At 58.7% G+C, this 21,556-nt stretch carries 24 protein-coding genes and 1 pseudogene; 8 read left to right on the top strand and 17 right to left on the bottom strand.

All coding sequences use genetic code 11. The features are described from left to right. A complete protein-coding gene (exbB, locus tag IC37_RS08615; RefSeq protein ID WP_030132452.1) occupies positions 1–954 on the bottom strand; it encodes a tonB-system energizer ExbB in 954 nt (317 codons plus the stop codon). 190 nt (positions 955–1,144) lie between these two features. Here exbB and IC37_RS08610 point away from each other — a divergent pair, with 190 nt between their 5' ends. Continuing rightward, entirely contained in the window at positions 1,145–2,002 is an 858-nt protein-coding gene (locus tag IC37_RS08610) for an SDR family oxidoreductase (RefSeq protein WP_030132451.1), read from the top strand. Positions 2,003–2,143: 141 nt separating this feature from the next. Here IC37_RS08610 and IC37_RS08605 read toward each other — a convergent pair whose 3' ends face one another. The 6 genes from IC37_RS08605 to IC37_RS08580 all read right to left on the bottom strand — a co-directional run bounded on the left by IC37_RS08605 (position 2,144) and on the right by IC37_RS08580 (position 7,452). After that, a complete protein-coding gene (locus tag IC37_RS08605) occupies positions 2,144–2,884 on the bottom strand; it encodes a hypothetical protein (protein ID WP_030132450.1) in 741 nt (246 codons plus the stop codon). A 72-nt stretch (positions 2,885–2,956) separates the two neighbouring features. Continuing rightward, a complete protein-coding gene (locus IC37_RS08600) occupies positions 2,957–3,337 on the bottom strand; it encodes a RidA family protein (RefSeq protein WP_003177257.1) in 381 nt (126 codons plus the stop codon). 24 nt (positions 3,338–3,361) lie between these two features. Further along, the gene (gene spoT / locus IC37_RS08595; RefSeq protein ID WP_030132449.1) at positions 3,362–5,467 is read right to left on the bottom strand and encodes a bifunctional GTP diphosphokinase/guanosine-3',5'-bis pyrophosphate 3'-pyrophosphohydrolase; all 2,106 of its coding nucleotides are present in this window, start codon (positions 5,465–5,467) and stop codon (positions 3,362–3,364) included. Between the two features lie 57 nt (positions 5,468–5,524). Next, a complete protein-coding gene (rpoZ, locus tag IC37_RS08590; protein WP_007894670.1) occupies positions 5,525–5,788 on the bottom strand; it encodes a DNA-directed RNA polymerase subunit omega in 264 nt (87 codons plus the stop codon). A gap of 167 nt (positions 5,789–5,955) precedes the next feature. Next, a complete protein-coding gene (gene gmk, locus IC37_RS08585; protein ID WP_007894672.1) occupies positions 5,956–6,576 on the bottom strand; it encodes a guanylate kinase in 621 nt (206 codons plus the stop codon). A gap of 12 nt (positions 6,577–6,588) precedes the next feature. Then, a complete protein-coding gene (locus tag IC37_RS08580) occupies positions 6,589–7,452 on the bottom strand; it encodes a YicC/YloC family endoribonuclease (protein ID WP_030132448.1) in 864 nt (287 codons plus the stop codon). Between the two features lie 269 nt (positions 7,453–7,721). Here IC37_RS08580 and rph point away from each other — a divergent pair, with 269 nt between their 5' ends. From rph to gltS, 3 genes are all read left to right on the top strand, one after another. Further along, entirely contained in the window at positions 7,722–8,444 is a 723-nt protein-coding gene (gene rph / locus IC37_RS08575) for a ribonuclease PH (protein ID WP_030132447.1), read from the top strand. Positions 8,445–8,473: 29 nt separating this feature from the next. Then, entirely contained in the window at positions 8,474–8,842 is a 369-nt protein-coding gene (locus tag IC37_RS08570; protein ID WP_030132446.1) for a DUF4870 domain-containing protein, read from the top strand. Positions 8,843–9,197: 355 nt separating this feature from the next. After that, positions 9,198–10,403: a sodium/glutamate symporter gene (gltS, locus tag IC37_RS08560; protein WP_030132444.1), complete on the top strand. Its 1,206-nt coding sequence runs from the start codon at positions 9,198–9,200 to the stop codon at positions 10,401–10,403. Positions 10,404–10,486: 83 nt separating this feature from the next. On the opposite strand, the gene IC37_RS08555 is transcribed toward gltS, so the two are convergent. Continuing rightward, complete coding sequence (locus tag IC37_RS08555; RefSeq protein ID WP_008030595.1) at positions 10,487–11,266, bottom strand: exodeoxyribonuclease III; 780 nt, start codon at positions 11,264–11,266, stop codon at positions 10,487–10,489. 82 nt (positions 11,267–11,348) lie between these two features. Here IC37_RS08555 and pyrE point away from each other — a divergent pair, with 82 nt between their 5' ends. Further along, the gene (pyrE, locus tag IC37_RS08550; protein WP_007894680.1) at positions 11,349–11,993 is read left to right on the top strand and encodes an orotate phosphoribosyltransferase; all 645 of its coding nucleotides are present in this window, start codon (positions 11,349–11,351) and stop codon (positions 11,991–11,993) included. 195 nt (positions 11,994–12,188) lie between these two features. Here the strand turns inward: pyrE and IC37_RS08545 are convergent, their stop codons facing one another. The 8 genes and pseudogenes from IC37_RS08545 to coaBC form a co-directional block, all read right to left on the bottom strand. Further along, a complete protein-coding gene (locus IC37_RS08545) occupies positions 12,189–12,572 on the bottom strand; it encodes a hypothetical protein (protein ID WP_030132443.1) in 384 nt (127 codons plus the stop codon). Then, positions 12,559–13,131: a hypothetical protein gene (locus IC37_RS08540; RefSeq protein ID WP_030132442.1), complete on the bottom strand. Its 573-nt coding sequence runs from the start codon at positions 13,129–13,131 to the stop codon at positions 12,559–12,561. Before IC37_RS08540 ends, IC37_RS08545 begins: the two co-directional genes overlap by 14 nt. Positions 13,132–13,148: 17 nt before the next feature. Next, positions 13,149–13,409: a hypothetical protein gene (locus tag IC37_RS08535; protein WP_030132441.1), complete on the bottom strand. Its 261-nt coding sequence runs from the start codon at positions 13,407–13,409 to the stop codon at positions 13,149–13,151. A gap of 203 nt (positions 13,410–13,612) precedes the next feature. Then, positions 13,613–14,518 carry an acetylglutamate kinase gene (gene argB / locus IC37_RS08530; RefSeq protein ID WP_008007602.1) on the bottom strand — a complete coding sequence of 302 codons (906 nt, stop codon included), beginning with the start codon at positions 14,516–14,518 and terminating at the stop codon, positions 13,613–13,615. A 22-nt stretch (positions 14,519–14,540) separates the two neighbouring features. Beyond that, positions 14,541–15,944 (bottom strand): annotated as a pseudogene (locus IC37_RS08525) (phosphomannomutase/phosphoglucomutase); the annotation flags it as partial. Then, positions 15,935–16,135 carry a hypothetical protein gene (locus IC37_RS08520; protein ID WP_030132439.1) on the bottom strand — a complete coding sequence of 67 codons (201 nt, stop codon included), beginning with the start codon at positions 16,133–16,135 and terminating at the stop codon, positions 15,935–15,937. The gene IC37_RS08520 and the pseudogene IC37_RS08525, both read right to left, overlap by 10 nt. A 65-nt stretch (positions 16,136–16,200) precedes the next feature. After that, on the bottom strand, positions 16,201–16,656 hold the full coding sequence (dut, locus tag IC37_RS08515; RefSeq protein WP_007894692.1) for a dUTP diphosphatase: 456 nt from the start codon (positions 16,654–16,656) through the stop codon (positions 16,201–16,203). Positions 16,657–16,661: 5 nt separating this feature from the next. After that, complete coding sequence (coaBC, locus tag IC37_RS08510; protein WP_030132438.1) at positions 16,662–17,870, bottom strand: bifunctional phosphopantothenoylcysteine decarboxylase/phosphopantothenate--cysteine ligase CoaBC; 1,209 nt, start codon at positions 17,868–17,870, stop codon at positions 16,662–16,664. A 136-nt stretch (positions 17,871–18,006) separates the two neighbouring features. Between coaBC and radC the strand changes: the two genes are divergently transcribed. Next, positions 18,007–18,681, top strand: coding sequence for a DNA repair protein RadC (gene radC, locus IC37_RS08505; protein WP_030132437.1), 675 nt, complete (start codon positions 18,007–18,009; stop codon positions 18,679–18,681). 243 nt (positions 18,682–18,924) lie between these two features. On the opposite strand, the gene IC37_RS08500 is transcribed toward radC, so the two are convergent. Further along, complete coding sequence (locus IC37_RS08500; RefSeq protein WP_030132436.1) at positions 18,925–20,514, bottom strand: ABC transporter substrate-binding protein; 1,590 nt, start codon at positions 20,512–20,514, stop codon at positions 18,925–18,927. A gap of 445 nt (positions 20,515–20,959) precedes the next feature. Here IC37_RS08500 and rpmB point away from each other — a divergent pair, with 445 nt between their 5' ends. Further along, on the top strand, positions 20,960–21,193 hold the full coding sequence (gene rpmB / locus IC37_RS08495; RefSeq protein WP_007894701.1) for a 50S ribosomal protein L28: 234 nt from the start codon (positions 20,960–20,962) through the stop codon (positions 21,191–21,193). Positions 21,194–21,204: 11 nt separating this feature from the next. Then, positions 21,205–21,360 carry a 50S ribosomal protein L33 gene (gene rpmG, locus IC37_RS08490; RefSeq protein ID WP_007894709.1) on the top strand — a complete coding sequence of 52 codons (156 nt, stop codon included), beginning with the start codon at positions 21,205–21,207 and terminating at the stop codon, positions 21,358–21,360. Positions 21,361–21,556: the final 196 nt, after the last annotated feature.

The following is a 21,556-nucleotide window of genomic DNA, read 5'->3' as shown; positions in this document are numbered from 1 at the left end:
TTACCCCACTTTCACCATGTGCGGTTGCGAGCTGCGCTCGGTCGGCAGGTGGTCGAGGTCACGGCTGACCAGCAGCAGAACTTCTGCCGAGGCATCGGACACTTGTGCCTTGTAACCGGCGATGGAGCGGGCGAAGACGTTGTAGATGACCACCGCAGGAATCGCCGCAACCAGGCCCAGCGCGGTCGCCAGCAGGGCTTCGGCGATGCCGGGAGCTACGACGGCGAGGTTGGTGGTCTGGGTTTTGGCGATGCCGATGAAGCTGTTCATGATGCCCCACACGGTGCCGAACAGACCGACGAACGGCGCGGTGGAACCGATGGTGGCGAGTACGCCGGTGCCGCTGCTCATGTTGCGACCGCACGCAGCGACGAGGCGCTCGAGGCGAAAGCTCACGCGCTCCTTGATGCCTTCTTTCTCGCGGCTGTTGGCCGACAGACGCATTTCTTCCAGCGCATCGTGGACCAGCAGGTTGGCGAGGGTGCCTTCCTTGGCTGCCGTTGCGCTGGCTTCTTTAAGGGTGGCGGCTTTTTTCAGGTGAGCGATTTCAGTGCGCAGACGACGCTTGGCGCCCATCAGCTCAAAGCCCTTGGCGATCCAGATGGTCCAGGTGATGATCGAAGCAATGGCCAGACCGATCATCACAATCTTCACGATGATGTCGGCGTTCTGGTACATGCCCCACGGCGACAGGTCATGGGCCATGCCCAGCGTGTTGTCGGCTTCGAGGACTTGCGCCACATCAGTGGCGTCTACGGCCTGGACCGGATCGGTCGCGGCAGGTGTCACGGCAGGCGCGGCGGGTGTTTGAGCGGCAGCAGGCTGTGTGGCCGGTGCTTGTGCATCGGCGAAGGCGGCAGTCGGCGCCAGCATCAGGCTGAGCAGCAGGGCGGCCACCGCGCTCCAGGCGCGAGGTCGTTTGGTTGGCGAAGCGGGGAATTGATTGGGTGTCATGCTGGCCGGACCTGAAAGGAAAAAGACGGTAAATGTTCTTCCAGGCCTCGTGAGGCCGAGAACAAAAGTGGCGGGCATTATTGCAAGTAATTCTTGTTAACAAAAGTAATAGAGTATCTTTTTTTCCTTCATTGCTAGCCGCGTGTCCTTTGCCGGCGCTAGTCTGTAGCTTTCCAATAGGAGTTTTCTGATGTCCGCGCCTACTGTTTTGATCGCCGGCTGTGGTGATGTCGGTAGTCGTCTGGCCACGCAATTGCTGGTTTCGGGGTGGGAGGTTCACGGCTTGCGGCGTGACGTCTCACGTCTGCCCGAGGGTGTGATTGGCGTTGCCGGCGACCTGTTCAATAAAGACTGTCCGGCGACCTGGCCAATCGGTGCGGTGGATTACCTGGTGTATTGCGCGGCCGCTACCGATCACGATGAGGCCGGATACCGCGCCGCGTACATTCAGGGTTTGCAGCACGTGCTGGAATGGCTGGGCGACTACGGCCAAGTGCCCAATCGGCTGCTATTCGTTTCCAGCAGCAGCGTTTACGGCCAGCAAGAGGGCGAGTGGGTCGACGAGAACTCGCCGACCGTGGCGGCTGGCTATTCAGGGCGTGTGATGCTGGAAGCCGAGCAAGTGGTGCTTGAGAGCGGCATCCCGTCGAGCATCGTGCGCTTGACCGGGATCTACGGTCCGGGCCGAGAGTTTCTGCTGACTCAAGTTCGTCGGGGTTATCGCGTGGCGATTGATCCACCGTTGTACGCCAACCGCATTCACGTCGACGATGCGGCGGGGTTGCTGGCGCATCTGCTGGAGGCGGATCAACGGGGGGCTGTGCTGGATGACTTCTATATAGGTGTCGACGACGCGCCTGCACCGCTGGCGGAAGTGGTGGGCTGGTTGCGTGAGTACTTGGGCGTGACTGAGTGGGCCGAAGACGCCAGTGTGCGTCGCGCCGGCAGCAAGCGCTGCAGCAATGCACGGGCGAAGGCGTTGGGTTGGGTGCCGAAGTATCCGAGTTTCCGCGAAGGTTATGCCGCGATCCTCGAAGGCCGCTGCTGATTTCCAGTCATCACAAACCAAATGTGGGAGCGGGCTTGCTCGCGAAGGGGTCATAACATTCAACATCATCGTTGACTGTTATACCGCTTTCGCGAGCAAGCCCGCTCCCACATGGATTCTGCGTTGGCCTTAGGGCCCGGGTTACTGCTTTTCCAGCAACCACTTGCGATTACCCGACGTGAACGAAGGCATTTCGTCCGCCAGCGCGGTGTTCACGGTCTGGAAAATCTCCAGCTCATTGCCCTTGCGCGCAAAGATCCAGGTATTGCCCTGGCCGTTCACCTGCAACCAGATGTTATCGTTGCCGCCGCTCATCGACGCGCAATCTCCTGCCAGGCAAAGGGCATAACGATCCGCACCGGGCAGGCCGGCAACCTGGCCATCGGCCTGGAATTGCACGGTGTTGCCTTCGCCCGGGCCGCTGAGAATTTTCCAGCTGCCGCCCATATAAGCCGAATACAACGCCCGCTCAAAACTGGCGCCAATCGGCGCGCCGTCCGGAACCTGGACCGGTGCACGGTCGAAGACTTGCTCCGGTTCGTTGTCATTGGCGGCCTGGCTCAGTTGCTTGCCATCCCGCTTCAACTCGCTGGCGGAACTGCCATAAAAGTCGACTTTCCAGGCGCCGGACTCTTCGCCCAGCAGCTTGCCTTCGACATTTTCAAAACCATTGGTGTAGCGGGCCTGACCGGCTCGGGTGTTGACGTCCCATTCCAGATTCGGGCCATAGGCCTGAAGCGCTTCCCGCAGGGGACCGCCTTTGGATGCAGCATCGATTGCCGACTGATTGATCCAGGTGCCGCTGATATCACGGTCGGCAGGGTCGCTGGCACAACCGCCCAGGAGTAGGGCGACCAGCGAGAGAGCTAGCGCTTGGCGCATGGTGGAATCCTTTCAAAACGCTTTTTATACATACGGCAGCGGCGCAGCCTTTAGCAGGCTGCGCCGGACACATTACTCGATGACCAGAATGGCATCCATTTCAACCTGCGAACCCTTTGGCAGGGCTGCTACGCCGATGGCGGCGCGGGCTGGGTAGGGTTGGTCGAAGTACTTGCCCATGATCTCGTTGACCTTGGCGAAGTGGCTCAAGTCAGTGAGGAAGATGTTCAGTTTGACGATGTCCTTGAACGAACCACCAGCCGCTTCAGCCACGGCTTTGAGGTTCTCGAACACCTGGACGGTCTGGGCTTCGAAACCTTCAACCAGTTCCATGGTTTTTGGGTCCAGAGGAATCTGACCCGACATGTAAACGGTGTTGCCAGCCTTGATCGCCTGGGAATAAGTACCGATGGCGGCCGGGGCCTTGTCGCTGTTGATAACGGTCTTGGTCATGTATGACTCCTTGTGAAGGGTGGGCTACGCGCGCATGCGGGTGATGCGGATGACCCCGGTCAGGGCGCGCAGTTTCTTGATCACACGGGCCAGGTGTACGCGGTCGTGCACGCTGACCACCAGTTGGACCACGCTGATACGACCGTCGCGTTCGTCCATGCTGATTTTTTCGATATTGCCGTCAGCCGCATTGACGCTGCTGGCCAGCAGGGCGATCAGGCCGCGCTGGTGTTCCAGTTCGACGCGCAGCTCGACGTTGAATTCGCCGGTGACATCCTTGGCCCACGAGAGCTGGATGCATTTTTCCGGGTTGTGGCGGATTTCGCTGATGTTGCGGCAGTTGTCCAGGTGCACGACCATCCCTTTGCCCGCGGACAGATGCCCGACAATCGGGTCGCCCGGGATCGGCGTGCAGCACTTGGCGTAACTGAGCACCAAGCCTTCGGTGCCGCGAATCGCCAGAGGACCTTCAGGGCTTGGCAGTTGTTCGCCTTCGCCGAGCAGGCGACGGGCGACCACGTAAGCCATGCGATTGCCCAGGCCGATGTCTTCGAGCAAGTCTTCGATGAGTTCGAGGCGATATTCGTGGAGCATCACCTGCACGCGCTCGGCCGGGATTTTTTCCAGGGAGCTATCGAAACCGTTGAGTACCTTGTTCAGCAGGCGTTCACCGAGGCTGATGGACTCGGAACGGCGTTGCAGTTTCAGCGCATGACGGATGTGGGTGCGCGCTTTGCCGGTGACCACGAAGTTGAGCCAAGCCGGGTTTGGTCGCGCGCCCGGGGCGCTGACGATCTCGACCGTGGAGCCGCTTTGCAGCGGTTCGGACAGCGGCGCGAGACGACGATTGATCCGACAGGCGATGCAGCTGTTGCCCACATCGGTGTGCACCGCGTAAGCGAAGTCGACCGCCGTGGAGCCTTTGGGCAACTCCATGATCCGGCCTTTGGGCGTGAACACGTAGACCTCGTCCGGGAACAGGTCGATCTTCACGCTTTCGATGAATTCCAGCGAGTTGCCGGCCCGCTGCTGCATCTCCAGCACGCCTTTGACCCACTGGCGGGCGCGAGCGTGAGTGCCCTTGGGCTGCTCGTCGCCGCTGGATTTGTACAGCCAATGGGCGGCGATGCCGTTGTTGGCCATCTCTTCCATTTCACGGGTGCGGATCTGAATCTCGATCGGTACACCGTGCATGCCGAACAGCGTGGTGTGCAGCGATTGGTAGCCGTTGGCTTTCGGGATCGCGATGTAATCCTTGAAGCGACCCGGCAACGGTTTGTACAAATTATGTACAGCGCCCAGCACGCGATAGCAGGTATCGACCTTGTCGACGATGATCCGGAACGCATACACGTCCATGATCTCGTTGAAGGCCCGACGCTTGCCGCGCATTTTCTTGTAGATGCCGTAGAGGTGTTTCTGACGACCGCTGACCTCGCCCTGAATGCCGTCGATGGCCAGGCAGTGGCTGAGGGACTCTTCGATCTTGTTGACGATTTCCTTGCGGTTGCCCCGGGCGCGTTTGACCGCCTGGTTGATCCGCGCGGAGCGCATCGGGTGCATGGCTTTGAAGCCGAGATCTTCGAACTCTATGCGAATGGCGTGCATGCCCAGGCGGTTGGCGATGGGCGCATAGATTTCCAGGGTTTCCTTGGCAATCCGCCGGCGTTTTTCGCCGGACAGCACTTCCAGGGTACGCATGTTGTGCAGGCGGTCGGCCAGCTTGACCAGGATCACGCGAATGTCGCGCGCCATGGCCATGGCCATTTTCTGGAAGTTTTCGGCCTGGGCTTCGGCTTTGGTCTCGAAGTTCATCTGGGTCAGTTTGCTGACCCCGTCGACCAGTTCGGCCACGGTTTCGCCGAACTGCGCTTGCAGCGCTTCCTTGGCAATACCGGTGTCTTCGATCACGTCATGCAGCATGGCCGCCATCAGGCTCTGATGGTCCATATGCATTTCGGCAAGAATATTCGCAACCGCGAGTGGGTGCGTGACGTACGCCTCACCGCTGCGGCGGCGTTGGCCATCGTGGGCTTGTTCGGCGTAGAAGTACGCTCGGCGGACCAGATTGACCTGGTCCTTGCCGAGGTAGGTCGATAAGCGATCGGCGAGGGCGTCTATGCTCGGCATGATAATTCCTGCCGTTCGTTGTGACCCCGCGCCGTGCTACGTCGACCAGGCATGGACTTATACTGCCTCGTTGGACTCGTCCTCGAACGCTGCGAACAGCGGTTCGTCTTCGACGATTTCTGCGTTGGCGATGAACTCGTAGCTCATCAGGCCTTCAGCGATTTCACGCAGCGCTACAACAGTAGGCTTGTCGTTTTCCCACTGAACCAGGGGCTCTTTGCCGCCGGTGGCCAGTTGACGGGCACGCTTGGTGGACAGCATGACCAGTTCAAAACGGTTTTCCACGTGGTTCAGGCAGTCTTCAACGGTTACGCGGGCCATGGTATTCCTCGGAGCGAATGCAATATGCGCGCTGCCCGGGTGGGCGAGCGGACTCAACAGTTTAAAAAATCACCAGCGATTAGGGAAGCGCTGATTTTTTGACCAGACTCTTCAACGCGCTATAAGTGCCAATGTAAAGCCCTTGCAGCGGTTTTGGGAAGTGCTGTTTAGCCGAGCAATTCAGCCAAAAGTTTTCCGTTACGCTGCTGCTGACGCTTCTGATGCAGCTGATTGGCACGGAAAATCGCCTGCAAATCGCGCAGCGCGTGGGCGAAATCGTCGTTGATGATCAGGTAGTCGTAGTCGACGTAGTGGCTCATTTCGCTGACGGCTTCACGCATCCGGCCTTCGATGACCTCGTTGCTGTCCTGGCCGCGATTGTTCAGGCGCTGACGCAAGGCCTCCAGGGACGGCGGCAGGATGAAGATCGAACGCGCCTGGGGCATCAACTTGCGCACCTGCTCGGCACCCTGCCAGTCGATTTCCAGAATCAGGTCGTGGCCTTCGTCCAGGGTCTGCTGCAGGTGGCTTTGCGAGGTGCCATAGAGATTGCCGAACACTTCGGCGCGCTCAAGGAAATCCCCGTGCTCGATCATCTTCACGAACTCGCTGCGTTCGACGAAGTGATAGTTCACGCCGTTCACTTCACCGGGGCGCATGGCGCGGGTGGTGTGGGAGACCGAGACACGGATCTCCTGATCAGCGTCGGTCAAGGCCTTGACCAGGCTGCTCTTGCCCGCGCCCGAAGGGGCGGAAATGATGTACAGGGTGCCGGTGCTGTGGGTCATGTCGGGTTTGCCTTACTCAATATTCTGCACTTGTTCGCGCATCTGCTCGATCAACACTTTGAGGTTGACCGCCGCTTGGGTGCTGCGCGGGTCGAAGGCTTTGGAGCCCAGTGTGTTGGCTTCGCGGTTGAGTTCCTGCATCAGGAAGTCCAGGCGCCGACCGGCAGCGCCGCCGGACTTGAGTACCCGGCGAACTTCGATGATGTGAGTGCTCAGGCGATCCAGTTCTTCGGCGACGTCGCTCTTTTGCGCGAGCATGACCATTTCCTGTTCCAGCCGCTGCGGGTCGAGGTCGGCCTTCATGTCGGTGAAGCGGTCGAGGACTTTCTGGCGTTGGGTGGCGAGCATCTGCGGGACCAGCTCACGCAGGATCACCACATCCCCTTCAATAGAAGTCAGGCGCTCGTTGATCAATCGCGCCAGCTCAGTGCCTTCGCGCTCGCGACCAGCCTTGAGCTCTTTCAGGCCTTGATGGAACAGCGCCAGGGCTTCGGCATTCAGCGCTTGCGGGTCGGCGGCATCGGCGACTAGCACGCCGGGCCAGGCCAGGACTTCCAGCGGGTTCAGCGCGGCGGGGTTCTTGATCAGGCCGGCGACCGTCTCGGCGGCAGCGACCAGTTGCGCGGCGCGCTCGCGGTCCACTTGCAGCGGTTTGCCGGTGCTTTCTTCGGTGAAGCGCAGGGTGCATTCGAGCTTGCCCCGGGACAGTTCCTGGCGCAGGGCTTCGCGGACCGCGCCTTCGAGGTCGCGGAAAGACTCCGGCAGACGCAGGTGGGGTTCCAGGTAGCGGCTGTTGACCGAGCGCAATTCCCAGCTCAGGGTGCCCTGGACGCCGGCTTTCTCGACGCGGGCGAAGGCGGTCATGCTGTGCACCATGGAGGTACCTCGCAATGCAGGTCGGCGCTTAACCCATGGTTTCGCGGACCCGCTATCTGTGAATTAAAGCCGACAGGCAGCAAAGGCGCAGGATTGTAGCGCAGTGGGGCGGATGCGCCCAAACACACGCTGTGACAAAGAGCTGCAGGCCGTCGGCTAAGCTCTATTCAGGGGCTTCAATCGTCGGGCGATTTTTTTAGAAGTGCCCACTCGCGGCCCACGGCTCTATAATGCTCGGCAGTTTTCCGTCCTCCGTACAGGTAATCCCTATGAAACGTCCAAGTGGTCGCGCTGCCGATCAGCTCCGCTCGATCCGCATTACCCGCAACTACACCAAACACGCCGAGGGTTCTGTGCTGGTCGAGTTCGGTGATACCAAAGTCATCTGCACCGTCAGCGTCGAGAACGGCGTGCCGCGTTTCCTGAAAGGTCAGGGCCAGGGTTGGTTGACCGCCGAATACGGCATGCTGCCGCGCGCCACTGGCGAACGTAACCAGCGTGAAGCGAGCCGCGGCAAGCAAGGTGGCCGCACTCTGGAAATCCAGCGTTTGATCGGCCGTTCCCTGCGCGCTGCGCTGGACATGTCCAAGCTGGGCGACGTCACCCTGTACGTCGACTGCGACGTGATCCAGGCTGACGGCGGCACCCGCACCGCGTCCATCACCGGTGCCATGGTTGCACTGATCGACGCCTTGAAAGTGATTAAGAAGCGTGGCGGCCTCAAAGGTGGCGACCCGCTCAAGCAAATGATCGCTGCCGTTTCGGTGGGTATGTACCAGGGCGAGCCTGTGCTTGACCTCGACTACCTGGAAGATTCGGCTGCCGAGACTGACCTCAACGTGGTAATGACCAGCACTGGCGGCTTCATCGAAGTTCAGGGCACTGCCGAAGGCGCGCCGTTCCAGCCGGAAGAGCTGAACGCGATGCTGGCACTGGCGAAGAAAGGCATGAACGAGATTTTCGAACTGCAGAAGGCTGCACTGGCCGACTGATCGGACCCGCTCCACGCAAGGAGGACGCCATGAGTGACGAGCAGCTGCCGCTACCCACACCGAGCCGCGAGGTTCGTCAATGGGCGATGTTTTGTCACCTGTCCGCCTTGCTGGGGATCTGGCTGCCGTTCGGCACGCTGATCGGGCCGCTCATTCTCTGGCAGATGAAGCGCGAATCAGATCCTTTCATCGACGCGCAAGGCAAGGAGGCGCTGAACTTTCAGATCACCGTCGCCATTGCTTCGGCTATCTGCTTTCTGCTGATGGTGGTGATCATCGGGTTCTTCCTGTTTGGTCTGGTCGCGATCGGTGCACTGGTGTTGACGATCATTGCCGGCGTGAAAGCCAATGAAGGGTTCCCTTACCGGTATCCGTTCACCTGGCGCTTGATCAAATAATGATTCGCCACGCTTTTAAGCAAATGCCCTGACTTGTCGGGGCATTTGCTTTTTTGAAACTGCTTCCCAAGCGTTGCCATTAGCAATATCCCGCTGCCGCAGGTATTACTGCGCACCATCGCTCTTACACTTCTAGTCACAACTGCTTCGCCGCAGCACCGCCTATGTGCTTGGCAATGAGACTTCGCAGTTGATAAAGTTGCCCCAAGTAATATTCCTTCAGAAATATTTCGATATATTCAGACCATTGAAGGTCCTTGAATTTAAAGCAAATCAGTGTTGAGAGATCAACCTGTTCAAGAGGCGTGTCCAGGTAAAAAGTTCGCCCCTGAATATATATCAAAGAATAATCCCAATGGTTCAACTCGATTTTTATGGAACACTTGTGGCCGCCTCATTAGTACTGTTACTGGGGCGCGGACTGGTCACGCGAATCGGTTTTTTACGCAGTTACAATATCCCTGAGCCTGTAGCAGGCGGCCTGGTGGTTGCTCTGCTTCTCTTGGCTTTGCGGGGATTTGATATTGACGTCCGATTTGACACCTCACTGCAAACTCCCTTGATGTTGGCTTTTTTTGCCACCATCGGCTTGAGTGCAGACTTCGCCAGCCTGAAGAAAGGCGGGCGCGTAGTGGGGATCTTCCTGCTGGCGGTGATCGGGCTTCTGGTGGTCCAGAATGCCATGGGCATCGGTCTCGCAAAGGTCTTGGGGCTCGATCCGTTGATGGGCTTGTTGACGGGCTCGATTACGTTGTCTGGCGGTCACGGTACAGGCGCTGCGTGGGGAGCGACGTTCAGCGAGAAGTTTGGCCTGGCTTCCGCCTCTGAACTTGCGATGGCCTCTGCTACATTTGGCTTGGTGCTGGGTGGTTTGATTGGTGGTCCGGTCGCTCGCCTGCTCATCAAGCGTGTCCAGACACCCGGCCTCGAGCAAGGCAAGCCGCGTCTGCCGAAGGGCTTTGAGCAGCCAAACAAAGAGCGCTCGATTACACCATTTTCGTTTATCGAGACGCTCGCCCTGATCGCCGTCAGTCTGATGGCCGGCTCCCTCTTGAATGGCCTGCTCCACGGAACTGCATTTGAGTTGCCGACGTTCGTATGTGTCTTGTTCGTGGGTGTGGTTTTACGCAACGGCCTTTCCGCACTTGGCTTGTATCAGGTGTTTGAGCGTGAAGTTTCCGTGTTGGGGAATGTCAGCCTATCGCTGTTTCTGGCGATCGCTCTGATGTCGCTCAAACTGTGGGATCTGGCAGCATTGGCTTTGCCGATCTTTATCATCCTGGCTGCGCAAGCGTTGGTCATGGCACTGTTTGCGATTTTCGTGACATTCAGAATGATGGGCAGCAACTACGATGCGGCAGTTCTGGCGGCAGGGCATTGCGGTTTCGGACTGGGAGCAACGCCAACTGCCATCGCTAACATGCAAGCGGTGACACAACGTTACGGACCTTCGCAAATAGCGTTTCTAGTGGTGCCAATGGTGGGTGCTTTCTTCATCGACATCATTAATGTCATCGTGATCAAGTTGTACCTGGCGCTGCCGTTTTTCGGCGCTGCTTGAAGGTATAACGCATAAGAAAAATGCCCGTATCTTGCGATACGGGCATTTTCGTCAGCTGGTCAGCAGGTTTTCGTGTCAGTGACCTAGATAGTCAGCGTCCAGTCGTAGTCCACGATCAGCGGCGCATGCTGCGAGAACCGCGGCTGACGCGGCAGACGCGCGCTGCGCACGAAGCGCCGCAGGCCCGGGGTCAGTATCTGGTAGTCGAAACGCCAGCCCAGGTTGAGCATCTCGGCCTGTTCGTTGTCCGGCCACCAGCTGTACTGGTCGCCTTCACGGCTGACTTCACGCAGGGCATCGACATACCCCATGTTGCCGACAATCTCGTCCATCCAGGCACGCTCAGGTGCCAGGAAGCCCGGGGATTGCTGGCTGTCGCGCCAATTCTTGATATCCAGCTTCTGTTGCGCCACGTATAGCGAGCCACAATAAATGTACTCGCGACGTTTGCGCCGCTGTTTATCCAGATAACGGGCGAAGTCGTCCATTAGCTTGAACTTCTGGTTCAAGTCTTCATCGCCGTTCTGCCCCGAAGGGAGCAGCAAGGTCGCGATGCTGACCTTGTCGAAATCGGCTTGCAGGTAGCGCCCGTAGCGGTCGGCCGTCTCGAAGCCGAGACCGCTGATGACTGCCTTCGGTTGCAACCGCGAGTACAAAGCCACGCCACCTTGGGCGGGAACTTCGGCTTCGCAGGCATAAAGGAAGTAGCCATCCAGTTGGAAGGCTGGATCGTCCAGTTCAAAGGCGGAGGCGCGGGTGTCCTGCAGGCAGATGACGTCGGCATTCTGTGCTTGCAGCCAACTGAGCAAACCACGCTCGACTGCAGCCTGAATACCATTGACGTTCACACTGATGATCCGCATAAGTGGCCCCAAAAATCGCGTGCGGGTATGATACACGGCGTCTACCTAATTAGCTAAATCCGTGGTATTTGGGGTTTTTTTCATGCAAGCGTATCAGCGCGACTTCATTCGTTTTGCCATCGATCGTGGCGTTTTGCGCTTCGGTGAGTTCACCCTGAAGTCCGGGCGCACCAGTCCTTACTTCTTCAATGCCGGCCTGTTCAACTCGGGCTCTGCCCTGGCGCAGCTGGGCCGTTTCTACGCGGCAGCCATCGTCGAGAGTGGTATTTCGTTCGACGTGCTGTTCGGCCCGGCCTACAAAGGCATCCCGTTGGCGGCGACTACTGCCGTGGCGCTGGCCGAACATCACGGCCGTGATCTGCCATGGTGCTTCAACCGCAAGGAGGCCAAGGCCCACGGCGAAGGCGGTAGCCTGGTCGGCGCGCCATTGACCGGCGACGTGCTGATCATCGACGACGTGATCACCGCAGGCACCGCCATCCGCGAGGTGATGCAGATCATCGCTTCCCAGGACGGCGCCAAAGCAGCGGGCGTATTGATCGCCCTGAACCGTCAGGAGCGTGGCAACGGCGAATTGTCGGCCATCCAGGAAGTGGAGCGTGACTTCGGCATCCCGGTGATCAGCATCGTTTCGCTGAACCAGGTTCTCGAGTTCCTGGCGGATGACCCGCAGCTCAAGCAGCATTTGCCAGCCGTTGAAGCCTATCGCGCCCAATTCGGCGTGTAACCGCATCCCCTGTGGGCGCGGGCTTGTGTGGCGAGGGAGCTTGCTCCCGTTGGGCTGCGTAGCAGACCCAAGGATTTTGTGAGTGCAGCGCACTCAAGCGGGAGCAAGCTCCCTCGCCACAAAAGGTGGATTGCCACAGGGAACGCAGGCAAAAAAAGACCCCGCTCAGCCAGTCTGAGCGGGGTCTTTTTTTTGTCAGCGCAGTCTTCGCCATTTTCCTATCAGCTTTAGCGCCATCCCCAGGTTGAACAGGGCAAACGCCAACAGTGCCAGGACAACTAACACGTAAAGCGTGCGATCCACGTCGAAATCCCACAGATCCAGCGTGCTGCTGCGCATGATCCGCACGGCAGCCGGCAGGTTGACGTAAAACAGCGCCACGAAAGTGCAGGTCAGCGGTAATGCACAGCTGAAGAAAACACTTATCACCTGTTCCCGGCTGCGTTTTCTCGCCTGCGGACCTGATTGTTTTTCATCCAGTTCCAACGCTTCATGCAGCCTGGGCCACGCCAGATTGAACATGAAAGTGGTCAGGGTCAGCAGCAAACCGCTGACCGCGACGATGTCACTGAACGGCATTCAGACCAAGCGTCCGGCACAGCAAGGCGTGAGAGTCTTCGCTGATTTCGAACAGCCCGGCGCTGCCTTTGCGTTTGGTGATGGGTTTGAAGGTCGGCTCGTTCTGGGTGATCAGCATGTTCAGTTCATCACGAATGACGTCGGAGCTGATGACCACCAGGTAAACCGTCTGTGCATGGTCTGCGGTTTCGATCACGGCCCGCATGCTGTTCTGCAGGATTTCGTCGAGTTGGTTGCGAAACCGCGAGACGGTGTTCTTCAGGAGCGTTTTGCTTTGGCTCTGGGTCAGTTGGAAGATCGTTGATATCTGCGATTCGGTCGGCAGCGTTTGCCCGAAGTAGCTTTGAATCAGATACAGCAGACGATCCTGCTTCGCCTCATCGGCCCTGCTGGGCATGCCGCCTTCGACCAGCATTTTCAGGTATTCGGTCAGACTTGCCTTGGCTATTCGCTGTAGGGCGTGAGCGATTTCGTGGTCGGAAATCCTCAGGGTCTTTTTGACCGGTTCCTTTTGTTCCAGGTCGAAGGCCTGGGCGTCGATCGTGAACGAGATCTGCATGGCTCAGTCCTCCAGGATTATTCTTTGCTGATGCTGCTGAGCGTCACGGCCTTTTTGATCCCGACGGCTTTATTGGTTTTCTCTGGGTACGGATCAATAGCGGCATCGCCCTGACCGGTAAGAATTTTCCAGCCATGACGGGTGTGTGGGGTTTTCCGCAGTTGCGGGCACGGCGGCATCGAGGTTTTGGCCTGGTTCGAATACTCATGACCGCAATCGATGCAGGCATAGGTGCCAGGTGAAACATCGCTGCCGTATGGGACATAGTCTTTTTGCATGAGGTAGATCTCCTGTGAGTTCAGGGGAAATCCTATGCAGATTGCTTCCTTCGCGATGTCAGACGTTTCGCTTAGTCAGGTCAGGCATTTCCTGCGCGCATAAAAAAGATCGCAGACTTCGTCAGCTCCTACAGGGTTTTCGTACATCCGAAAATCCGCTGTCGTAGGAGCTGCCGAAGGCTGCGATCTTTTTAAGGTTTGAATCAGTGACGCTTACGATTGCTGATCAAGGTGCCCACGCCGGTGTCGGTGAAGATTTCCAGCAGAATCGCGTTCGGTACCCGACCGTCGATGATCAACGAGCTGCCCACACCGCCTTGTACCGCTTCCAGCGCGCAACGAATCTTCGGCAGCATGCCGCCGTAGATAGTGCCGTCGGCGATCAGGTCGTCGACCTGTTGAGTTGTCAGGCCGGTCAAAACCGTGCCCGACTTGTCCATCAGGCCGGCGATGTTGGTCAGCAGCATCAGCTTTTCAGCCTTCAGCGCTTCGGCCACTTTGCCGGCCACCAGATCGGCGTTGATGTTGTACGACTCACCGTTGGCGCCGACGCCGATTGGCGCGATTACCGGGATGAAGTCACCTTTGACCAGCAGGTTCAGCAGGTCGGTGTTGATGCCGACCACTTCGCCCACTTGGCCAATATCGATGATTTCCGGTTGGGTCATTTCCGGCGTCTGACGGGTGACGGTGAGCTTTTTCGCGCGAATCAGCTCGGCGTCTTTACCAGTCAGGCCGATGGCGCTGCCGCCATGACGGTTGATCAGGTTGACGATGTCCTTGTTGACCTGCCCGCCGAGGACCATTTCCACCACGTCCATGGTCTGCGCGTCAGTCACGCGCATGCCATCGATGAAGTGGCTCTCGATCGACAGGCGCTTGAGCAGGTCGCCGATTTGCGGGCCGCCGCCGTGAACCACCACCGGGTTGATGCCGACGGCTTTCATCAGCACGATGTCGCGGGCGAAGCCGGTTTTCAGCTCCTCGCTTTCCATCGCGTTGCCGCCGTATTTGATCACCAGCGTCTTGCCGACATAGCGGCGAATGTAAGGCAGCGCTTCGGACAGGACCTTGGCGGTGTTGGCGGCGGCTTCGCGTTCGAGGGTCATTCAGGGCTCCGGGTGTTTCAAATCAAAACGGTAATTGGAGATCAGGTGCAACGCGTTTCAGCTGGACGTGGAACACATCCTTGATGCGCTGCAATTCAGCCTCGTCATCGGCCTCGAAGCGCAGCACCAGCACCGGTGTGGTGTTGGAGGCGCGAACCAGGCCCCAGCCTTTGGCATAGTCGACTCGCACGCCGTCAATGGTGGTCAGGTCGGCGCCTTCACCCCATTGCGCATCGTGCAGTGCATCAATGATGCTGAATTTGCTCTCTTCGGTCACATGGATATTGATCTCTGGCGTAGAAATATCGTTCGGGAAGGTTGCGAACAGCTCTTCCGCGGTGGATTTTTCCTTGCTGAGGATCTCCAGCAGCCGCGCGGCGCTGTAAATGCCGTCGTCGAAACCGAACCAGCGTTCCTTGAAGAAGATATGCCCGCTCATCTCGCCGGCCAACAGGGCGCCGGATTGTTTCATTTTCTTTTTGATCAGCGAGTGACCGGTCTTCCACATCAGCGGCCGACCGCCATATTCCTTGATCAGCGGGATCAGGCGGCGGGTGCATTTGACGTCGAAGATGATTTCCGCGTCCGGGTTGCGCGCCACGACGTCGCGGGCGAACAGCATCAGCAGACGATCAGGGAAGACGATGCTGCCGGTGTTGGTGACGACGCCTACACGGTCGCCGTCGCCGTCGAAGGCCAGGCCCAGGTCGGCGTTGGTTTCCTTGACCTTGGCGATCAGGTCCACGAGGTTCTCAGGCTTGCCCGGATCCGGGTGGTGATTCGGGAAGTTGCCATCGACTTCGCAGAACAGCGGGATGACTTCGCAGTTCAGGGCTTCGATCAGCTGCGGGGCGATCACGCCGGCCGCGCCGTTGCCGCAATCGACCACCACTTTCAGGCGGCGGGCGAGTTTGATGTCCTGGACGATTTCAGTGTTGTAGCGGTCGAGGATCTCGACTTTGGTGATGCTGCCCTTGCCGCTGCTCAGGTTATTGGTCTTGAGGCGTTCGTGCAGGGCCTGGATCTGTTCGTTGGCCAGCGTGTCGCCAGCAATGACGATCTTGAAGCCGTTGTAGTTCGACGGGTTGTGGCTGCCGGTGAGCATCACGCCGGATTTGCCGGCCAGTACGTTGGCGGCGTAGTACAGCGCAGGGGTTGGCACCAGGCCGACGTCGCTGACGTGGCAACCGCTGTCGGCCAGGCCTTTGATCAGTTGCTCGACCAGTTCCGGGCCGGACAGGCGACCGTCGCGGCCGACGGACACGTTGGGTTCGTTCTGGGCCAGGCTCTGGGAGCCGATGGCGCGACCAAGCCAATAAGCTGTTTCAGCGTTCAAGAATTCCGGGACGGTGCCGCGAATGTCGTAGGCGCGGAAGATGCTGTCGGGGAACTTGGGTGCGACTTGGGCTGGGGTGCTCATTTCTGGAAATGCTCCATCTCTAAAGTGGCTGGACCTGCCGGCGAGAAACTCGTCGGCAGGCTCAAACTGAAGGGTATGACGGTGTTTTCCACCGAGAGTTCGTGGTGTGAAAAGGCCATGCCATCAACATCGGCGAGCAATTGGCCGTTCAATGCCTTGATTTTCAGTGGTAAACCTTCCAGATGACGTCTTTGCAATTTTCATCCTTAAAATGCAGAGGGCAGGTCAGGTCGGGCAGGGCTCCCAGCCTGAATGCCAATGATCAGTGGCTACCCGAATGGCCAAACCCGCCGGTGCCGCGCTGGGTTTCGACGAACTCTTCGACCATTTCGAAATGCGCTTGAACCACCGGTACCAGCACCAACTGGGCCAGGCGTTCGCCTACCACCATGTTGAAATCGGTCTGGCCACGGTTCCAGCACGACACCATCAGCGGGCCTTGGTAATCGGAGTCGATCAAGCCGACCAGATTGCCCAGCACGATGCCGTGCTTATGACCCAGGCCTGAGCGCGGCAGAATCAAGGCCGCCAGGCCCGGATCGCCGATGTACACCGACAGGCCGGTAGGGATCAGCAGGGTTTCGCCCGGCTTGATGACGGTGTCTTTTTCCAGCATGGCGCGCAGGTCGAGGCCGGCGGAGCCTGGCGTGGCGTACTGCGGCAGCGGGAATTCGGTACCGATGCGTGGGTCGAGGATTTTGGCTTGCAAAGCGTGCATGTAAATTAAACCTGGTTCAGACGTTCGGCGATAAAAGTGATCAGCTGGCGAGCAATCTTGCCCTTGCTGGTCTGGGCGAAAAGTGTGGCGTGCAGCTCACGGTCGATCACACTGCAGGCGTTTTCTTCGCTGTTGAAGCCAATGCTCGGGTTGGCGACGTCGTTGGCGACGATCAGATCGAGGTTCTTGTCTTTCAACTTGCGGGCAGCGTAATCGAGCAGGTGTTCCGTTTCGGCAGCGAAGCCGACACTGAACGGACGGTCAGGACGGGTGGCGATCGTGGCCAGGATGTCTGGGTTGCGCACCATCTGTAGCAATAAGCCGTCGCCGTTTGTAGGGTCTTTCTTGAGTTTCTGTGGGGCGACGACTTCCGGACGGTAGTCCGCGACCGCAGCAGAGGCGATGAACAGATCGCAAGGGATCGCCGCTTCGCAGGCAGCGAGCATGTCGCGGGCACTCACCACGTCGATACGCGTGACGCGATCCGGGGTCGGCAGGTGCACGGGGCCTGTGATCAGGGTCACGCGGGCGCCGGCTTCTACCGCGGCTTCGGCCAGGGCGAAGCCCATTTTCCCGGAGCTGTGGTTGGTGATGTAGCGCACCGGGTCGATGTTTTCCTGGGTCGGGCCGGCGGTGATCAGCACGTGTTTGCCGGTCAGTGCCTGGCGCTGGAAGCAGTCTGCCGCGCACTGGGCGAGGTCGGTCGCTTCGAGCATTCGGCCCATGCCGACGTCGCCGCAGGCTTGGCTGCCGGAGGCCGGGCCGAAGACTTTAAGGTCGCGACTTTCGAGGGTTTGCAGGTTCGCCTGGGTCGCCGGGTCACGCCACATGGCCTGGTTCATTGCCGGGGCAACCGCGACCACGGCGTCGGTGGCCAGCACCAAAGTGGTCAGCAGGTCGTCGGCAATGCCCTGGGCCAGGCGCGCGATCAGGTCCGCCGTGGCGGGAGCGATCAGCACCAGGTCAGCCCATTTGGCCAGCTCGATGTGGCCCATGGCGGCTTCGGCCGCCGGGTCCAGCAAATCGAGGTGGACCGGATGCCCGGACAAGGCTTGCATGGTCAGCGGGGTAATGAATTCGCTGCCGCCACGGGTCATGACCACGCGCACTTCGGCGCCCTGATCGATCAGACGGCGAACCAGCTCGGCGCTCTTGTAGGCAGCGATGCCGCCACCGACACCCAGAACGATGCGTTTCCGATACAGCCGCTGCATAGGTCTGCCTTTCATTTCGTTGATGACTGCGGTGCGATACCCCCTCCCCAGGAGTGAAATCGCTCGCAAAAAAGATGGGCTACGATATCACAGCGACCGCTATGGAACAGCGGCGCCCACATTCCAGGGAGGTGCTATGAGTATTCGTGATTGGCCGGCGGCGGAGCGGCCACGGGAGAGGTTGCTTGAATTGGGCTCGGGGAGTCTTTCGGACGCCGAACTGCTGGCGATTTTTTTACGAACCGGCGTGTCGGGTAAAAGTGCAGTTGATCTGGCGCGACACCTGTTGAATCAATTTGGCAGCCTGCGCTCACTGCTAGAGGCCGATCAGGCTACGTTCAGCAGGCAATTAGGGCTTGGGCCAGCGAAATTCGCTCAGTTGCAAGCGGTACAGGAAATGGGCAGAAGGCATTTGGCCGAACGTGCGCGCCAAAAATCGGCACTGGAAAATCCGCAGGCGGTTCGTGACTACCTGAAATCGATGCTGCGCCACGAGCCTCACGAGGTGTTCGGGTGTCTGTTTTTGGATTCCAAGCATCAAGTGCTGGCGTTTGAGGCATTGTTTCGCGGCTCTATCGACAACACGAGCGTCCATCCCAGGCAGGTGGTCAAGCGTGCTTTGGCCCATAACGCCGCAGCGCTGATCCTGTGCCACAACCATCCGTCAGGTAACACCGACCCCAGTCAGGCCGATCGAATGCTGACCAAGCGCCTGCAAGAGGCGCTGGACCTGATCGATGTGCGGGTGCTCGACCATTTCATCGTCGGTGACGGCGATCCGCTGTCCATGGCCGAGTATGGGTGGATGTGAGCGAGGGATTCGAAGCTAAGTAAGTCCCTGTGGGAGCGGGCTTGCCCGCGATGACGTCGGCAAATTCAACATAGTTGTCGCCTGAAAGTCCGCTATCGCGGGCAAACCCTAATGCCAGTCAGTTAAGCGCAATTCAATGTGGGAGCGGGCTTGCTCGCGAAAGCGGTGTGTCAGGCGACATCAATGTTGACTATGCCGCCGTCTTCGCGAGCAAGCCCGCTCCCACAGGTTTTGTGTTGGTGCTTATGGCTTGAGGGCTACCTTCGAATAGTCCTGGCGACCGAACGGGCTGACCGAGTAACCCTCGACACCTTTGCGTGTCAGCGCAAAGGCCGTCGGGTGCGCCAGCGGCAGCCACAATGCTTGCTGCTGGATCTGCGCCTGAGCCTGTTCGTAGAGCTTGGTGCGAACACCTTGCTCGCCGGTGGTCTTGCCGGCGCTGATCAACTTGTCCAGGTCCTGGTTGCAATAGCGGGCGAAATTGGTGCCGGATTTGACCCCCGAGCAGGAAAACTGCGGCGTGAGGAAGTTGTCCGGGTCACCGTTGTCGCCGGCCCAGCCCATGAACAACAGGTCGTGCTCGCCGGCCTTGGCGCGGCGAATCAGTTCGCCCCATTCGATCACACGAATCTCGGCCTGAATGCCGATTTCCGCCAGGTCGGACTGAAGAAGCTGCGCCCCGAGGCTTGGATTGGGGTTCAGCAGGCTGCCGGAAGGGCGGGTCCAGATGGTGGTCTGGAAACCATTCTTGAGTCCAGCCTTGGCCATCAATGCGCGAGCTTTCTCGACATCATGGGGATAGCCCGAGAGATTTTTGGCGTAGCTCCAGGTGTTGGGTGGGTAGGGGCCGTTGGCGGGTTCGGCGGTGTCTTCGAACACGGCTTTGACGTAGTTGGCCTTGTCGAACGCCAAGTTGATTGCCTGACGCACTTCAGGTTTGTCCAGCGGCGGATGCTGGCTGTTGATGCCGACGAATGCGGTCATGAAGGCGTCAGTCTTTTCCACCTTCAGGGTCGGTTCCTGCTTTGCAGCCTGTACGTCCAGCGGTTTGGGCGACAGGGCAATCTGGCATTCGTTGCGGCGCAACTTCTGCAAGCGCACGTTGGCATCGGGGGTGATGGCGAAGATCAGCGGGTCTATCGACGGCTTGCCGCGGAAGTAATCCGGGTTGGCCTTGTAGCGAATCGAGGCGTCTTTCTGGAAGCGCGTGAAAATGAACGGGCCGCTGCCGATCGGCTGGCTGTTGAGCTTTTCCGGAGTGCCGGCCTTCATCAGTTGGTCGGCGTACTCGGCCGAATAGATCGAGGCGAAACCCATGCTCAGGGTTGGCAGGAAAGTCGAGTCCGGGTGATCGAGAGTAAAGCGGATGGTGAGCGGATCCAGTGCGTCGATCTTCTTGATCAGCGCTGGTAATTGCATCGACTGGGCATGCGGGAAGCCGCTTTGGGCGACCTTGTGCCACGGGTGCGCCGGGTCGAGCATGCGGTCGAAGCTGAATTTCACGTCTTCGGCGGTCAGGTCGCGCGTCGGGCTGAAGTACTCGGTGCGGTGGAACTTCACCTGTGGGTGCAATTTGAAGACGTAGGTCAGGCCGTCGGGTGTGACTTCCCAGCTGTCCGCCAGGCTGGGGATCACTTTGCCGCTGGCCGTATCGAAGTCCACCAGACTGTTCATCAGCACGTCGGCCGAGGCGTTGGTGGTGGTCAGCGAGTTGTATTGCACCACATCGAACCCTTCCGGGCTGGCCTCGGTGCAGACGCTCAGGGCGGCGGCATGGGCCAAGGGGCTCAGTAGAAGCGGTGCGAGCAGCAGCGGTAGGGCAGCGAGGCGCATGGTCGGATTCCTTTACAGATCGAAGGCCCATCTGCAAGTGCAGTCTGGAAAAGGCTTACCCTAGTGGGCTCTTTTACAAATGACTATCCCCTTTTTCATTTTGAGGGGACTATGTGCGCTTGTTTTCGGTGATGCGGGCCGAGAAAAACCTGGAATCGGTCGGTTAGCCGATTCTCTGCGACGAGCGGTCTTAATCGGCGACAGCCTTTATCCAAGGCGCCCGGCGCCAGGAAAAGGGGGAATTTCTCAAGTTCGCGCACACGGAATGTTGTTGCTCTCCAGTCTTTCTGGTATAAAGCAGCGCTCTTTTCTAGGGGCCCGGTTCCTTCACTGTAGGTGTAGCCGGTAAGACCTCTAAAGAAACGCGGCGCCTGGCGCCAAATGACTGAGAGATTAAGCGGCCAACCCATGCCGGGTTGGGCATGTGGTTTTAGAGGGCTGAGGCATGTCGAGAGTATGTCAAGTTACCGGTAAGGGTCCGGTGACTGGGAATAACATTTCCCACGCAAACAACAAAACCCGTCGTCGTTTCCTGCCGAACCTGCAGCATCACCGCTTCTGGGTTGAAGAAGAGAAACGTTTCGTGCGTCTGCGCGTATCTGCCAAAGGCATGCGTATCATCGACAAGCGTGGCATCACTGTCGTGCTGGCCGAAATCCGCAAAGCCGGCAAGATCTAAGGGAGCTAATCATGCGTGAATTGATTCGTTTGATTTCGAGCGCCGGTACTGGTCACTTCTACACTACCGACAAGAACAAGCGCACTACTCCGGACAAAATCGAGATCAAGAAATTTGATCCGGTTGTTCGTAAGCACGTGATCTACAAAGAAGGCAAAATCAAGTAATTGATTTTTCTCTCTTACGAAAAAGGCCCGTATCGCGAGATACGGGCCTTTTTTGTTGCCTGTCTATTTTGTATTGCCTGGACCGGCCTCTTCGCGAGCAAGCCCGCTCCCGCATTGGATTTGTGAACGACGCAGATCAAATAATGAAATGGCTACCCCCGCCGCCCCCTGCGATCGCCCACTAAGCTTTCGCAGG

It is taken from the genome of Pseudomonas sp. QTF5 (assembly GCF_000512695.2).
Taxonomy (GTDB): Bacteria; Pseudomonadota; Gammaproteobacteria; order Pseudomonadales; family Pseudomonadaceae; genus Aquipseudomonas.
The sequence above is the reverse complement of the archived record's forward strand: the minus strand, read 5'-3'. Positions and strand labels throughout refer to the sequence as shown.

Bases quoted from the DNA above. Each gene is read 5' to 3' on its own strand.
- rpoZ (WP_007894670.1), bottom strand. From the start codon at position 5,788: ATGGCCCGCGTAACCGTTGAAGACTGCCTGAACCACGTGGAAAACCGT.
- dut (WP_007894692.1), bottom strand. From the start codon at position 16,656: ATGCACGCTTTGCAAGCCAAAATCCTCGACCCACGCATCGGTACCGAA.
- IC37_RS08570 (WP_030132446.1), top strand. From the start codon at position 8,474: ATGAGTGACGAGCAGCTGCCGCTACCCACACCGAGCCGCGAGGTTCGT.
- IC37_RS08600 (WP_003177257.1), bottom strand. From the start codon at position 3,337: ATGACCAAGACCGTTATCAACAGCGACAAGGCCCCGGCCGCCATCGGT.
- IC37_RS08545 (WP_030132443.1), bottom strand. From the start codon at position 12,572: ATGCCGTTCAGTGACATCGTCGCGGTCAGCGGTTTGCTGCTGACCCTG.
- rpmB (WP_007894701.1), top strand. From the start codon at position 20,960: ATGTCGAGAGTATGTCAAGTTACCGGTAAGGGTCCGGTGACTGGGAAT.
- IC37_RS08610 (WP_030132451.1), top strand. From the start codon at position 1,145: ATGTCCGCGCCTACTGTTTTGATCGCCGGCTGTGGTGATGTCGGTAGT.
- IC37_RS08540 (WP_030132442.1), bottom strand. From the start codon at position 13,131: ATGCAGATCTCGTTCACGATCGACGCCCAGGCCTTCGACCTGGAACAA.
- IC37_RS08500 (WP_030132436.1), bottom strand. From the start codon at position 20,514: ATGCGCCTCGCTGCCCTACCGCTGCTGCTCGCACCGCTTCTACTGAGC.
- IC37_RS08555 (WP_008030595.1), bottom strand. From the start codon at position 11,266: ATGCGGATCATCAGTGTGAACGTCAATGGTATTCAGGCTGCAGTCGAG.
- argB (WP_008007602.1), bottom strand. From the start codon at position 14,518: ATGACCCTCGAACGCGAAGCCGCCGCCAACACCGCCAAGGTCCTGTCC.
- radC (WP_030132437.1), top strand. From the start codon at position 18,007: ATGAGTATTCGTGATTGGCCGGCGGCGGAGCGGCCACGGGAGAGGTTG.
- rph (WP_030132447.1), top strand. From the start codon at position 7,722: ATGAAACGTCCAAGTGGTCGCGCTGCCGATCAGCTCCGCTCGATCCGC.
- pyrE (WP_007894680.1), top strand. From the start codon at position 11,349: ATGCAAGCGTATCAGCGCGACTTCATTCGTTTTGCCATCGATCGTGGC.
- coaBC (WP_030132438.1), bottom strand. From the start codon at position 17,870: ATGCAGCGGCTGTATCGGAAACGCATCGTTCTGGGTGTCGGTGGCGGC.
- spoT (WP_030132449.1), bottom strand. From the start codon at position 5,467: ATGCCGAGCATAGACGCCCTCGCCGATCGCTTATCGACCTACCTCGGC.
- rpmG (WP_007894709.1), top strand. From the start codon at position 21,205: ATGCGTGAATTGATTCGTTTGATTTCGAGCGCCGGTACTGGTCACTTC.
- exbB (WP_030132452.1), bottom strand. From the start codon at position 954: ATGACACCCAATCAATTCCCCGCTTCGCCAACCAAACGACCTCGCGCC.
- IC37_RS08605 (WP_030132450.1), bottom strand. From the start codon at position 2,884: ATGCGCCAAGCGCTAGCTCTCTCGCTGGTCGCCCTACTCCTGGGCGGT.
- IC37_RS08580 (WP_030132448.1), bottom strand. From the start codon at position 7,452: ATGGTGCACAGCATGACCGCCTTCGCCCGCGTCGAGAAAGCCGGCGTC.
- gmk (WP_007894672.1), bottom strand. From the start codon at position 6,576: ATGACCCACAGCACCGGCACCCTGTACATCATTTCCGCCCCTTCGGGC.
- gltS (WP_030132444.1), top strand. From the start codon at position 9,198: ATGGTTCAACTCGATTTTTATGGAACACTTGTGGCCGCCTCATTAGTA.
- IC37_RS08535 (WP_030132441.1), bottom strand. From the start codon at position 13,409: ATGCAAAAAGACTATGTCCCATACGGCAGCGATGTTTCACCTGGCACC.